Origin of the sequence: Achromobacter pulmonis, assembly GCF_002885955.2 — a bacterium.
Taxonomy (GTDB): Bacteria; Pseudomonadota; Gammaproteobacteria; order Burkholderiales; family Burkholderiaceae_B; genus Achromobacter; species Achromobacter pulmonis_A.
In genome coordinates this window covers 32,554-46,275 of record NZ_POQS01000005.1, presented here as the reverse complement: position 1 = coordinate 46,275, position 13,722 = coordinate 32,554, and the positions used below count along the sequence as shown (strand labels likewise).

10 protein-coding genes and 6 pseudogenes are annotated in these 13,722 nt (G+C 65.2%); 4 read left to right on the top strand and 12 right to left on the bottom strand.

Features of this window, described 5'->3' with window-relative positions; translation table 11 throughout:
- The first annotated feature begins 199 nt into the window (after positions 1-199).
- Positions 200-1,195, top strand: coding sequence for an AraC family transcriptional regulator (locus C1I89_RS19045; protein ID WP_004350625.1), 996 nt, complete (start codon positions 200-202; stop codon positions 1,193-1,195).
- Between the two features lie 47 nt (positions 1,196-1,242).
- Here the strand turns inward: C1I89_RS19045 and mobH are convergent, their stop codons facing one another.
- Positions 1,243-3,135 (bottom strand): MobH family relaxase, encoded by a 1,893-nt coding sequence (gene mobH / locus C1I89_RS19040; protein WP_102774192.1) that lies wholly within the window; start codon positions 3,133-3,135, stop codon positions 1,243-1,245.
- A 315-nt stretch (positions 3,136-3,450) separates the two neighbouring features.
- Here mobH and C1I89_RS19035 point away from each other — a divergent pair, with 315 nt between their 5' ends.
- The 3 genes from C1I89_RS19035 (at position 3,451) to C1I89_RS19025 (ending at position 5,155) form a co-directional block, all read left to right on the top strand.
- The gene (locus tag C1I89_RS19035) at positions 3,451-4,077 is read left to right on the top strand and encodes a hypothetical protein (RefSeq protein ID WP_003149774.1); all 627 of its coding nucleotides are present in this window, start codon (positions 3,451-3,453) and stop codon (positions 4,075-4,077) included.
- Positions 4,078-4,089: 12 nt separating this feature from the next.
- Entirely contained in the window at positions 4,090-4,722 is a 633-nt protein-coding gene (locus tag C1I89_RS19030; RefSeq protein WP_003149772.1) for an RES family NAD+ phosphorylase, read from the top strand.
- A gap of 73 nt (positions 4,723-4,795) precedes the next feature.
- A complete protein-coding gene (locus tag C1I89_RS19025) occupies positions 4,796-5,155 on the top strand; it encodes a DUF3742 family protein (RefSeq protein WP_003149770.1) in 360 nt (119 codons plus the stop codon).
- A gap of 15 nt (positions 5,156-5,170) precedes the next feature.
- Here C1I89_RS19025 and C1I89_RS19020 read toward each other — a convergent pair.
- From C1I89_RS19020 to C1I89_RS18975, 11 genes and pseudogenes are all read right to left on the bottom strand, one after another.
- Positions 5,171-6,259 (bottom strand): annotated as a pseudogene (locus tag C1I89_RS19020) (conjugal transfer protein TraG N-terminal domain-containing protein); the annotation flags it as partial.
- Positions 6,225-7,517, bottom strand: a pseudogene (locus C1I89_RS19015) (integrating conjugative element protein); the annotation flags it as partial. The pseudogenes C1I89_RS19020 and C1I89_RS19015, both read right to left, overlap by 35 nt.
- Positions 7,518-7,526: 9 nt before the next feature.
- Positions 7,527-7,697: pseudogene (locus C1I89_RS19010) on the bottom strand (TraU family protein); the annotation flags it as partial.
- Positions 7,698-7,701: 4 nt separating this feature from the next.
- A pseudogene (locus C1I89_RS19005) lies at positions 7,702-8,025 on the bottom strand (conjugal transfer protein TraG N-terminal domain-containing protein); the annotation flags it as partial.
- A 15-nt stretch (positions 8,026-8,040) separates the two neighbouring features.
- Positions 8,041-8,397 carry a hypothetical protein gene (locus C1I89_RS19000; protein WP_003149767.1) on the bottom strand — a complete coding sequence of 119 codons (357 nt, stop codon included), beginning with the start codon at positions 8,395-8,397 and terminating at the stop codon, positions 8,041-8,043.
- Positions 8,394-8,888: pseudogene (locus C1I89_RS35925) on the bottom strand (integrating conjugative element protein); the annotation flags it as partial. The gene C1I89_RS19000 and the pseudogene C1I89_RS35925, both read right to left, overlap by 4 nt.
- Positions 8,889-9,524, bottom strand: a pseudogene (locus tag C1I89_RS18995) (TIGR03756 family integrating conjugative element protein); the annotation flags it as partial.
- A gap of 113 nt (positions 9,525-9,637) precedes the next feature.
- A complete protein-coding gene (locus C1I89_RS18990; RefSeq protein WP_102774542.1) occupies positions 9,638-10,084 on the bottom strand; it encodes a TIGR03757 family integrating conjugative element protein in 447 nt (148 codons plus the stop codon).
- A gap of 164 nt (positions 10,085-10,248) precedes the next feature.
- Positions 10,249-10,743: a RadC family protein gene (gene radC, locus C1I89_RS18985; RefSeq protein WP_003149760.1), complete on the bottom strand. Its 495-nt coding sequence runs from the start codon at positions 10,741-10,743 to the stop codon at positions 10,249-10,251.
- A 175-nt stretch (positions 10,744-10,918) separates the two neighbouring features.
- Entirely contained in the window at positions 10,919-11,683 is a 765-nt protein-coding gene (locus tag C1I89_RS18980; RefSeq protein WP_003149757.1) for a DsbA family protein, read from the bottom strand.
- 24 nt (positions 11,684-11,707) lie between these two features.
- Positions 11,708-13,722 (bottom strand): conjugative transfer ATPase (locus tag C1I89_RS18975; protein ID WP_102774191.1); only part of this gene is annotated, 2,015 nt, incomplete at its 5' end.

Genomic DNA, 13,722 nt, shown 5'->3' with positions numbered 1-13,722 from the left:
AATCGCGGTCGAACCTCGCAGCCGATACTATTGAGGGGCCTTTACCTTTTCCATGCCCGTAGATTACTTACCGGGGATGCTGGGCTCAATTGCCAATAGCGCCGTGAAATTTGCAAAAACTGACAATCTCGTCAGGCCGCCAAGAGGACTTCCTGCGAGCCCAAATGCCGTCGCGGCGGCCACGGTCTCATGCGATCTGGTGGAGGACCTGCTGCGCAGCCTGCGCTCGCTGTGCTCGGACCAGGCCCTGGATCGCTGCCTGCAGCAGGCCGGCATCGTGAAGGCATTCATCAGCCACCCCGGCTCGCGTCTGACGCACGATCAACTGGTCGGGCTGTACCGACGAAGCGCCGCTGCCACCGGCGATGAAATGATGGGACTGTGGAGCCGGCCCATACGGACCGGCGCTTTGAAGTACATCGTCCGAGCGGTCATGGACGCGCCAAGCATCGAGGTAGCGCTGTATCGCTTCACGCAGGTCTGGAACCTGCTGCTGGACGACTACAGGCTGAGTCTCACGAAGGCAGACGCCTCCTTGCGCTTGGAACTTGTCCCGCGGTCTTCCAAAGCGGGGGGGAACCGATTCGGGCACGCACTGATGCTGAAGCTGACGCACGGCATCGTGTCATGGCTCGCCGGCCGAGAGGTCCCGGTGCGCAGTGTGGCCTTCGCTTTTCCACGCCCATCATTTGCAGCCGACTATTCGATCCTGTTTCCGGCCCCGATCGATTTCTGCGGACCCCTCTCTCAGATCACCTTTCACGCCGAACTCGCAAAGGTCCGGCCGAAACGCAGCGCGTCCGACGCGCGCAGCTTCCTGGAGCGGGCGCCGCGCGACTGGATTTTCACCTCCTACCACCAGCACGCCCTCCGGCTGAAGGTGCGTGAGCTGCTGCATGTGGATCTCGGACGGACGCTGGACGATGTTTCCAGCCGGCTGCACATGTCCTCGCGGACATTGATGCGCAAGCTGCAGCAGGAAGGGCTGTCGTTCCAGGGCATCAAGGATGAGTTGCGCAGGGATCTGGCCATCCTCCACCTTGTGCGCAACGACAGCTCACTGGAGGAGATATCCGATGCTTTGGGCTTCAGTGCCCCTGCCGTCTTCCACCGCGCGTTCCGCCACTGGACGGGTATGACCCCCGGACGATACCGGGCGGCGCAGCAGGGCATTTCCCATGGGGTTACGCTCTGACCTGTGCACCGAAGAGCGGGCATCCGGACCGCGCCCACTGGATATCCTCATTTCGCAGCCAGCGAGACTTCACGCCCCGCCTCCTCGTTGAAGAGGCACAAGTAGGGGTTGTTGGGCGGCACTCGCTCGAACAACGCACCGGGCTGCGTCAACAGGTAGCCGTGCAACTGCCGCGATTTGCGCGGCCCTGAGACGTGACAAGTCCAGATGTTCAGGCCGCTGGCCTGCTTGCGGTGCGCGGCCAGCTTCTCGAAGCGCTTTTGTGCCCACTGCCACGGCTCCAGTTTTTCCTGGCGGGCAATGGCTGCCAACTGCGGATGCTCTTGAGCGTATCGCTGGAACACTCCTGGGCTGACCAAGTATGCGGTATCGCTGACGGTATGCACGAGTGCCTTCGCGTCATTGATGATGAGCCGACGCGAGGCAATCCCCTGTTTCAGCCATGCCATGAAGTGCTCGCCAGATGGCTGCACCGTTGTCGCTGCTGGTGTGGCCGCGGGCGCCGGTGATGAGGGTGAAGATGCCACGATCGATGGTGGTGGTGCTTCAGGGCGTGTGGCAGAGAGTTCGGTGGGGATGGTTGACTCATCCTGCTGTGTGGCGGACGAATCGCCCATTCCTACCATCGTCAGCAGATCCTCCATGACGTCGGGCATGGCCTCAGCCAGGGGGGCGATAATTGGGTCAGCAGCGCTGCCGCCTTCCCATGGCGGCGATTCCTGACCTCCTGGGGTCGGTTTCGCCGCGACCTCCGGCGACGATGCCGCAGCGGCGTGCTTCTCGACAGGTGACGTGTCGATCGCTACCGTCCCGGCGAACGGCGCCGGTCGCTCGCCAGCCTCCCAGATCAGCGCAGGTGCGAGGCGCAGCAGCGTGAATGAGTGGGTCCAGCCGGCGTTGCTGGTCACGGTCGCCCGCCAGACCGCCTTCCCGTCCAGTGTGGGCTGCAACATGCCGTGGTCCTGCAGCACGTTGAAGACGGCGGTGTTGTTCGCAGGGATGCCATCGATGCCCTGCGATAACAGGTGCGCGCGCAGCTTGTCCGAGACCGTCTTGCTCACCAGCCACAAGGCATCCTCGGTGAGCCAGCCATCGGAGGCCTCGGGCTGATTCAACTTCAACTCTTCCTTGAGCAGGTAGCGCAACCCGTCAAGCGGCTTGCGTTGCAGCGCGTGCTTGGGCGCGGCCATGGCGCGCGCCGGATCGCCGCCCAGTTCCTGGGCCACGGAGGCGCGGTCGGCCTGCACCACGAGTTCGCCCAGCACACCGGCATGCTCGTACTGGCCGGCCAGGACGTAGAGCAGCGGTCCCCACAGGTCGCGATAGTCACTGAGCCAGTCCAGGAGTTGGGTGTCCAGCAGTTGGCGGTAGAGCAAGCCCGTCGCCGCGCTGTGCAGGCGGTATTCGCGATCGTCGCGGTAGCGGAAGCGGTACGGCTGGTGCAGCGGACCGTACCACGGGTGCCACAGCGAGCCATCGGCCAGTTCGACGTGCAGATCGACGGCGATCTTGCCGATGTCGTGCAACAACGCGGCATAGGCGACCGCAGCAGTCCAGGCTTCAGCCTGCGCAGCTTGGTCCTCGGGGCTTGCGCCGATGGGAAGCAGATGGGACTGCCGCAGCTTGAGGGCATAGGCAACGATCTCCAGGCCATGGTCGAGCATCCCGCCCGGGTACGCATGATGATGCGATTCGGAAGCCGGGAAGGCCTGAACCAGTTCGGCGTAGCGCTCCAGCGGCGCGCGGTACAGGACGGCGAACTGCTTGCGCGACAGAGACGTGCGCTGCCAGATGTGCTCCAGCAGCTTCTGCCGACGCGGGGTGGCCAGCAGCGATGCGGCCGACTCGGGCCGCATCAACCCTTTCGGGAGGTCGGATGCGGGTGGTGGCGTTGGAGCGGTAGCGACCGCGGGCCGTTTTCGCTGGAACAGGGAAAGCATGTGGGTGTCCTGATGACGGGCCGATCGGGAGGCCTTTTGGCCTTTTCGAGGTAGGGCCTTTCCCCTTGCACCCCGTTCCCTTGCCATTTCGGCCCTCTGGCCTTTCACCGTTTCGGTATAGCGGGGCACGGGATGCGATTCCAGCGTCAATGGGGAACTCGGTGGAATGGATTGGACGGCGAGCCGGTGCTGGTCGCGCTCTATGCTGAGTGGACGCCGCTTCCGCCGGGCAGGTTCTCGAAAGGCGACAAAGTTGACAAAAGCGACAATAGAGACTAGAGTGAATCCTGTCTCAAACCTGCCTGGGAGATCACCATGCCCAATGCCATTGAATTCATTGCCGATCGCCTGCCGCGCGTCACGGTGGAGGATGTGCGCCGCTTCGCGGATACCGTCGAAATCCGGGATGCGCCGGCTTTCGCGGCCGAGTTGCAGGCTTTCATTCACGAGCGCGTGGAGGCGGTGAAGCTGCCCGCCAACTTGGACGGAGAGACGGTGGGGCAGGCCCTGGCACGCAAGGCGGCCGCGCTGCGCACCGAAACGCGCTGGGCACCGACTGAAACCGACGTCCAGCGAGGCCGCGCCGTGTTGCTGGAAGCCTTCAACCAGCCGCATAACCTGCCGATCCCCGAGTACGCCAAGCTGGCGGACAAGTCGCGCCAGCAGATCTACAAGGACATCCTCGCCCGTCGGCTGTTGGCGCTGAACGTGGGGCCGCGCGGTCAGAAGCTGCCCGACTGGCAGCTCGACCCGGTAAAGCAGCAGTTGACCCAAACCGTGCTTCAGGAGGTCGAGGGCATCGACCCCTGGACGATCTACCGCGCGCTGTCCGAACCGCTCGAAGGCTTGGGCGGCCGCTCGCCGGTGGATGCGGTGACGCACAGCACGATCGATGACGTGGCCGATGCCGTGTTCAACGTACTGGGCGTTCAGGTGCATTGAAGCGAGATCGCCATGAGCCACGAGCTGCCTTCGTTCCTGATCGATGCCGGTGAACTGCTCCAGCATGTGAGCCGCGTCGTCTATCGGGGCAGCCCGCTGTACTATGGCCGCAGCAGCACCAATCGCTACGATGACCCGGCGCGGGCCTACGGCGTGCTCTACCTGGGGCGCGACCTGCCCACGGCGCTGATGGAGTCGGTGTTTCATAAGCACCAGTGGCTTGCGGACACGAAGCGCTCGATCGCGCTGAAAGAAGTCCAGGCCCGGATGGTGCGCGCAGTAGGCGTGATGGACGATGTGCTCTTGGCCGACCTCACGGCGCCGGGCGTCATGGCGGGCTACTTCGGCCTGAACCTGGAGCAGTTGGCCAGCCGCGACTACACGCACACGCAGCAAGTGTCCGCCCAGGTGCATGCAATTCTCGGAGACGACGGCCAAGCGCTGTTCGACGGGGTGCTCTATCCGTCGCGCAACAACTATCCCGCCAAGAGCATCGCCCTGTTCGAGCGTGCGGCAGCAAAGGTAGGCGTTGTCGATGACATCGACCTGGTGGACCATGTGGACTGGCCGCACTTCGTTGCCACGTATCGCGTCGACGTGGAGCCTGACCCCGGCCCGGTGGAACCGGATGACGAAGCGTCATGAAGCACTTTGAAGCCCGCAGCAGAATGAAATGGACCAAATTGGAATAGGCATCCCTCAGTAGCAGGAGACGACCATGAGCACCACGACCCGCATCAGCACTGCGGAACGCCTCGGCCGCGCCCTTGGCCGCGGGTGGCGCGCCTATGCGCGCAGCGAACGTCGGGCGTCGAACTGGTTGGTGTCCAAGGGTGTGCCGTTGGCTGCCGCCGCCGCGCTGCTGTGGGCCGGCAAACTGGCTGTCCTGGGGCTGCTGCTCTACGTTGCTTTCTGGCTGGCGTTGCTGCTGGTCGCGCTGGTGTTTGTGGCCCGGGGGCACGATACCGTCGAATGGGAGCCGCCCGAACCAGAGTGGCGGCACGGGCACGCCGGTTTTGGCCTCTATACCCACGATGAGTATCGGATAGATTCACATGATCCATCTGATGAGACCTAGCGAAGAAGCAAGGCACTACTTCCTCTTGCTGGGTGTCGATGCCCACTTCATAGCGCCGCCAAAGGCCATGTCGGCGGCTTTGCCGCCGGCCGCTTTGGCGCCTGCCGTACCAGCAGCAAGCCCTTGCAACATGCCCCCCACGGCGTAGCCCGCCCATCCCAAGGCGGTTACCCAGAACAAGGGCAGCACGATGAACATCGTCGCCATGACGAAATTCAACAGCATGTCTCCGAAGGCATTGTTGAGGCCCATGACCGGATCGAAATTCGTATGCGGCCGGTTCCATCCCCAGCCCCATCCGTAGAGCGCGTCCAGAATGGTGCTGTCGATCCAGCGCGCGAGTTGGAACCAGAAATCCACGAAGAACAGCGCAAACTGCACCACGCTGACCGTCACGAGTGTTTTCAGGTTGTAGGTGCTAACCATGAGCACCACCGGAATGCAGACAACCAGCGCCATCTTCAAGAGCGCCAGCACCATCGGAAGAGCCTGGCGCATTGCATCCATGGAGGGGAAGTAGCCCAGCGAGCCTACCGCCAGTCCTACGTCGGCCGCCGCCCGGGTGATGATGTTTGGGTCGGTCATTTCGATCTGGCCACCGTAGTCCGTATAGACGCTGCCTTGGTTCAGCTTCTGCTGTCGCGGTGACGCGATCGCGCGGATCACCGAATCGTCCACCTCGGCACGGCTCAGGAAGCCAGCCCAGCCCGCCAGGCGATTGAGCAGGCTCGGGTCCACCTGACCCAGCAAGCGTGCCCGCAGTCCATTGCTGCCATCGGCCCACCATTGCCTGCAGGTCGGATAGCCGCCGCCGCTGGCCACCTGCGCAAGCCCTGCGTCGCGCGTGCTGTCATAGGGCCAGTCCTCGCGCGGGGTGCTGGAACGGTATGTGTCGTAGTAGCCGTTCGTGTCCGTGAAGAAGCGTGAGCCGATCCAGGTTACGTCGTGCAGCTGCTGCTCATCGAGTTGAGGCCGCTGCATGAACAATTTCGCCCGCGCAGCCCCATAGCAATCCCGCGAGAAATCCGCTACTTCCTGAGCCAACACTGGGTCGTCAATGCGAGTCGCGTCGATCTCCATGCGCATCTGCCGCAGGTCCGTGCCGNTCGCGCCGAAGCTCCAGCTCCGTCTTCAGGTTGCGGATCTCCCGGTCGAGCGTGTCGCTCTCGTGGTTCACGGCCTTGACCGCGAGTTCGTTGGCTGCGACGTTGGGCTCCTTCTTGCCCGTGAGCAGCGTGCGCTGGAGCAGCAGCGCTTTTTCCAGCACCGACGACAGCGCCACCTCCGACGCGAGGCGCCGCGCCAGAAGGTCCTGGTCCGGCTCGTCGCGCAGCGCCTCGATCACGCCACGCGTGATTGGCAGCGACGTGCTGCCAGCCTCGCGCAGGTTCTCAAAGGTGGTAGTGCGCGTGCCGGAAACCAGCTCCTGAAGGACCTCCAGCTTCGCCTCGTACTCTTCCTGGATCAGCGGCGTCAGCCCGACGCCGGGCACCGTCTCGGTCTTGGTGCAGGAGTCGCAGGTGCGCTGCACCTGCTCTCCGAGGACCCGCGTGGCCCATTCGGTCGCCTGCTGCGGCGACGTCCAGGTCTGGCAGGACAGGCTCGCACAACTGGCGGACGCGATGGAGGATGTGTCCGTCACGCCACGACCGTTGACCAGGTTGTAGCCCGCGCGGGTGACGTCGCCGACCACCCGGATGGCGGACTGGCCTGCGCCACCAGCATTGCTGCCACCCACCCAGGGCACGCCGTCGTTGCCGCGGCGCGTCTCGGCCTGCTCGACGGCCGACACGGCATCGTTGCTGCCAACCGCGTCACGCAAGGCCATGCCTTCGGCCATCTGGCTCCAGCCAAGCTGGCCACCCGCTGTCTCGGCCATCTTCTCCGCCATGGCGCGGCACGTCAGCTTGGAGCGGTCGAAGTCCAGCCGCGCCTGCAGCACGCCGTTGGTCAGCAGGTTGTACAGGCCCGGATCGGCGCGCTGAATGATCAGCGCCGGCAGGGACGCTACCGCGCTGGTGGCGCTCTGGATTACGTTGCTCATGATCTGCTGAAAGCCGTTCGTGATGCCGTTGAGCTGATTGCGCAGCGTGGTCTGGATGCTCATGTCGCCGCAGATCAGGTTGCTGTTCCACCCCACACCGACCCCGATGGAGCGCATGCCGGCCGCGCGGCCCATGGACACCGCGCTGCCGCCGCCGATCGAGTACATGACGTCATCGCCAATGACGGGGCCGCTGTTCTGGTATCCGACCTGTGCCCACGCCAGGCCGCAGACCAGGGCGAGCGTGCCGGCCAGTGCCGTCGGGCGCAGCAGGCGGCACGCCTTGGTGGACAGGTTCTTCGGTTCAGGACGCTTCATCGTGGCACCTCAGAGGAAATCGACGCTGCCGAGGAACACCTGGCCCCGGCGTTCGCAGCACGCATACGGACGCCACAGCGCCCACGCGTAGTCGCCTTGCTGGGCTTGGGTCAGCGTGCCGCTGTGGGGGAACACCACGCAGGTGTTCGACAGGCGCGGCGTCAGTTCCTGCCACTTGCCGNTGCGGCACACTGACCTGGCATTGCGCCGAGCGCGAGCTGTCGTACTGGATGGTGTTGAGGTCCACGTCGATGAACGGGATGCCCGCGAACATCACCACCACGATGGCGACGAAGACCCGGTTCTCGATGCGGGCGGCGCTCAGCACGCCTTTATTGCCCTCGTCGGCGCCTTCTGCACGGGCCTTCAACCACTCCTGCACGATGATCGCCACGAAAGGCAGCGCGAAGACGCCGCTGGATACCAGCACGGCCCAGATGCCGTTGTTGACGATCCAGGACACCAGCGTAAGGTAATACTCCAGGTAGTCGGTCGTGAACAGAGTCATGGCCCGAATCTCCTCTCAGCCCTGCATCAACAGGCTGGCTTCCAGCGCCACGATGGCGACGACGCCTGCGATCTCGGTGCGCACCAGGCGGTGCCGCGCCTGGGCGTCGTCCTCACGTACCAGCAGCCGGCGGCGCATCCAGATCCACCCGTACACCGTCGCCCCGTATAGACACAGCCGCCACACGAATAAGTAACCCGCAGCGGCGGCGAGCCACCGCTCCCAGCCGGCAACGCTGCCGACCAGGTAGATGCCGGCGATGTTGGCCGCGACCGCGGCGGCAACGATCAGCACCGTCCACAGCAGCGCCTTCGCCGCGCGCCGGCTGAACAGCCAGCGCAAGGGGCGCCAAGTCATGCGCGCCGCGCTCATGGCCTGGCTCCTGGATTGCCCTTCTGCAACTGGTCGAGGCGGTCGGGTACCGGATCACCCTCGTAGATGCCGCGCGAGCCTGCCGCGCGCGTACCGTGCCGCTGGATGATGGCCATCGGTGAGTTGTTTGCCAGCTCGCGCCGAAGCTCCAGCTCCGTCTTCAGGTTGCGGATCTCCCGGTCGAGCGTGTCGCTCTCGTGGTTCACGGCCTTGACCGCGAGTTCGTTGGCTGCGACGTTGGGCTCCTTCTTGCCCGTGAGCAGCGTGCGCTGGAGCAGCAGCGCTTTTTCCAGCACCGACGACAGCGCCACCTCCGACGCGAGGCGCCGCGCCAGAAGGTCCTGGTCCGGCTCGTCGCGCAGCGCCTCGATCACGCCACGCGTGATTGGCAGCGACGTGCTGCCAGCCTCGCGCAGGTTCTCAAAGGTGGTAGTGCGCGTGCCGGAAACCAGCTCCTGAAGGACCTCCAGCTTCGCCTCGTACTCTNGCGCGCCGGCCGGCCAGTAGCCATCACGCGCGTTGGCGAGCAGCGGCTGGTACACGTGCAACTGCCCGCGCCGCGTGACGACGTCACCGGCGCGCTGAGCCACGACCGCCCCGGATTTGTGGTCGTCGGTCTGGTGCAGGAAGCCGCCGCGCGGATAGACATTGCCCCAGAGGTTCATCGTGGTGCGCGCACCGACCTCGCGCCGGCCCGGGATCAGCGCCTCCGGGTAGGCCATCTCGGGCACGTTGTAGCGCCAGGCCAGCGTGTCCAAGGTGCTGAGCAGATACGGCATGAAGGCCGTTCCCGCGCCTTGGCAAAAATAGCCCGAGGACGAGGCGAACTGGTTGAACACCTCGCCGCCGGGATGGCCGATGACATCGGCGTTCTTGAATTTGGCGAGGTTGTTTTCGTGGTCTTCGTTGGTGGTGCCGTCGCCGCCTGCCTGGGCCGAGGCGTTCGGCATGCTCATCGCTCGCACTTCGACCCAGGGGTTCTCTCCGGTGTTGCTGTAGCTGGAGACGACCGCATCGGGGACGTAGTGCCGGACCTTGGTGGACGTGCGCACCGAGCAGCCGCCATAGGTGCAATACAGCCAGTAGCAGATGCCCACCACCCGGTACTCCAGGCAGTCCGGCGACATGACGGAGGACACGATGGTGACGGTGTTCAGGGCGTAGCTGCCCGTGGCGCTGACCAGCAGCAGCGAGGCCACGGCGACGCGCAGGCGGCGCAGCAGGTCGAATGGGCGATAGGTCACGGTTGCCTCCTCCGGTGCTGCTCGATGCAGGACACGGCCCGGGCCACGTCAGGCTCGCCATAGACCACATAGCGTTGGTCCACCACGACGGCCGGGATGGTCGTGACACCCAAACTCCATGCGTCGGTGATGCCCTGGTAGGCGGTGCCAATGCGGCGCTGAAGGTCGGTGCCGCCTTGGTTCAGGCGTTGCCGGACGATGGCTGCTGCGCGATCGGGGTCGGCTGGCAGATCTGCGGAAAGCTCTGCTTCGAGCCCGGATGCCCGGTCCAGCTCGATCAGCCGCTCGCCGCCCATGGTCTTGACCGGGTGGCGGCTGTCGGTGACGACCACCACGTCGGCGGCGAACGCGGCCGGGCTGAATGCCGCGAACGACGCCGGCAGCACGATGGCCAGGCCAAGGGTTCGCCAGCCTGGTGCGAACCGGGTAAAAGCTCCTGGCATGTCTTGCACCCCGGAAGTTGATCAGGGCCATAGTCAAACGCCGAACCCCATGCGGCCCCAACAAACAATGCGCATCGCGGCCACCCCGCATACCTGCTTGTGTCGCCGCGCAGAAAAATGCGGAGGCCGAAGCCTCCGCGCTGATCAACGAAGCAGTACAACCCTTACAGCAGGCCGGACTCCGCAAAGGAGAACGGGGCACCCTGGCCGACGATGATGTGGTCCAGTACCCGCACATCGATGAGCGCCAGCGCGGCCTGCAGTTGCTGGGTCAGCATGCGATCCGCGCTCGACGGCTCGGAAATGCCCGAGGGGTGCTGGTGCGCGAAGACCACCGCGGCCGCATTCAACTGCAGAACACGCTGCACAACGACACGCGGATAGACCGAAGTCGCGTTGATCGTGCCCCTGAACAGCGGCTCGTAGGCCAGTACCTGGTGCATGCTGTCCAGGAACACAGCGACGAATATTTCGTTGGGCTCGGCCACCAGCTTCACGCGCAGGTAGTCGCGCACGGCCGTGGGGTCGAGGAGTTTCGGACCCGCTTTGAAAACCCGCTTCTCCAGCAGCGCAATGGCTTGCTGGATGATCCAGTCCTCGTGCTGGGCAGCGATGGCGGAAAGCGACTCCAGGCAGGAGTCATTGACGACGAAAGACATGGCGAACCTCCAAATGGTGAGATCGGAGGGCGCGCGCCCGGGGAGGGCAAGCCCTCCTGGGGAACGAACAAGGTGCATCCATCACCGCGGTGGCGGTGATCGTTCGCGGCCAGGATGCGAGGCGAACGGGTTGCGGTCAGCGCAGCGGACTGCGCCGTAGCCTTGAAGACCGGGGCTACCTGGGCATGTCGCCGACGACGTCGGCAGGCATTTCCGATGTGGGTATGGCGGCGGGATCGCCGGCCGCGAGCATGTCCATGGCCGACAGCAAGGCATCGCCCTCGATCGGGCCCTGCAGCAGGATCGCCTTGCCGGTTTCGCGATCGTGCAGCCGCAGCGATGGCGTGGCGATCACGCCGCTGTTCGTGGCTTCCGCCGTCTGGGCGCGGATCGGTGCATCGGGCCGCTCGCTCGCCAGACACTGCTCGATCGCTGGAGTGAGGTCGGGGTAGCGCAGCCCTTCAGGCAAGCCCTGGCCGTCGCTCCGCGTGTGGGCATAGACCCATTCGACGGCCTGCCAAAAGGCGGCATGGCTGCCGGCTTCGCCCGCGCATTCCGCCAGGCGCGCTTCGGCGGACGCGGCTGGCTCATGCGCGGCCAACGGCAGGTGGTGCCATTGCAAGGTCACGTCCGCATTGCCGGCCACCCAACGCTTGAGCACTGGAAAATAGGACCGGCAGAACGGGCATTCGAGGTCCGCGTAGAGCGTCAGCGTGAAACGCCCTTCCGGATTGCCCATCTGCCACGGAGGCCCAGCCACCTGCGTGTCGCTGACTGGCGCCGAAGTCTGAGGTGTGGACCCGCCTGGCGAACGTGACACGAGCCAGATCAGCAGCAGCGCAACCAGCACCGCGGCCAATGCCCAGGGCCAGCGGAACTGCCAGCGCCGACGACGGAACGCCTGGACCTGCATCGGAATGGATGGGCGTTTCTGTTCCATGGCGTTCTCCGGTGTACGGCAGATTCAGGGCAGGTCCAGGGTCGGCGACTCGATGCCACGTGCCCGGTCGATCTTCTCAGCCACCTTGAAGGCGGCATCCAGCTCGCTGACGCCGTGCTGCTGCATGAGTTGGTAGCGTTCTGCCTTCTCCTCGGGCTCGGTTTGCGCGAGCGCGAGGTAGAGACTTGGCGGCACGGCGCGGAACAGCACTTCCATGCTCTTGGAGAGGATGACGCCCTCGGTGAACTTGCCCGCTTCCTTGCGTGCGGAGAGCATCAGCGCCTTCTGCGCCGGCGAGAGTTCGCGGAAGCGCGCGATCTTCTCCACCTCGTCCGGCGGCATCGACAGGCACACCCACCACTCGATCATGTTGAGCATCGGCTCCGCTGCACGTGGCAGGTCGTCGATGTTCTGCGTCGCCAGCCAGAACCAGGCGCCCAACTTGCGCCACATTTTTGTAATTTTCACGACATAGGGCGCGAGCAGCGGGTTCTTGGTGATGATGTGACCTTCGTCGGTCACGTTGACGATCGGCCGTCCCAGGTACTGGTCGCGCTCGGCGATGTTGTTCACCGTGCTGATCAGGCTGATGTAGGCGATGGAGAGCTGCGCGTTGTAGCCCTCGCGGGCATAGGTCGCCAGATCGACCAGCGTGATGTCGGCCTCGGGCCACGGCGTGCCGTCGCGGTCGAACATCTCGCCGTCCGTGCCTTGGCAGAACATGTCCATCGCGTCCGCCATCTCCAGCAGCCGCGCACGGCGCATCTCGGGCAACGTCGGGTCCTGGCCACGGATGCGCAGTGCATTGCGCACATCGCGCGTGAGCACGGTGCGCTTCTCCGCCACGCAATGTTCGGCGGCNNNCTGCTCATCCGCCTCCATGGCCGAGGCATCCGGTGGCTGGTCTTCGTCCAGGGCATCGGCATCGAGCGTCTGCACGTCGCTGGGCGTTTCGATCAGCCGGCGTGCGTCGGCGAACGGCGCCAGGCTGATGCCCGATCCGGGGGCCAGCTTGACCCGGTTCACGGTCAGGCCCAGGCGCCGCGCGAAGTCGCTGAACAGGCCGAAGCTGTTGCCGGCTTCCACGATGAAAAGCCGCGGCCGGTAGATGGCCGTCACCTGGTTCAGCAGGTTGTTGAGCGTGGCGGACTTGCCCGAGCCCGTAGGGCCAAACAGAAACAGATGGGCATTCATCTGCCGATCCAACCTGTTCAAGGGGTCGAACGTAATCGGGCCGCCTCCGCGATTGAACATCGTGATGCCGGGGTGCCCCGTGCCCTGGGCGCGGCCCCACACCGGCGACAGGTTCGCCGCGTGCTGGGCGAACATCAGCTGCGTGTACCAGCGGCGCCGATCCTTGCCGGGGTTGTAGCAGCACGGCAGCCAGCGCAGGTAGCTGTTGAGCGGCGCCACCTCGTCGTCCTCGCGCACCGGTTGCAAGCCGGCGTTGAGCATGACGTTCGCCAGGTCCAGGCCGCGCCGATCCAGTTCCGCCTCGTCGCGCCCGCGCAGGTAGAACGCCAGCGTGCCCCGGTAGAGCTTGTGCGCGCTGCCGATCAGGGAGCGGGCCTCGTGCACGTCCTTGAGGGTCTGCTCCGACGCCAGCGTCTCGCCCACGGCCTTCTTCGCCAGGTGGTTCAGATCCGATTCCAGGACATCCTGCGGCGTGGCGACCATCGTGAGACACATCAAGGTGTCCTCGGGCATCTGGTCGAACAGCGTGTTGATCGCGTCCCCCTTGCGGGTCTCGCCGGTCAGGTGCCCCGTGCCGGGCGGCATGCGCAGCCGGTCGGTGATCAGCACGCGGTGCGGCATGCCGTCGAAGTACCAGGCCCCTTGCGCCACGTCCGAGCGCGGCTGCCCGAAGAACAACCGCTGGCTGAAATCCCGCCCGCTCGCCAACTCGATCTCGCCGGCCTCGGTCTCGTCCGGGTAGCGCGCCAGCGAGTAGAAGCGCTCCCGGTCCTCCGCCCCAGGACCGAGCAGCGTGGGGCGCGGGTTGAACCATCGCAGCAGCCAGTCGTGAACGTCCGCTGCAA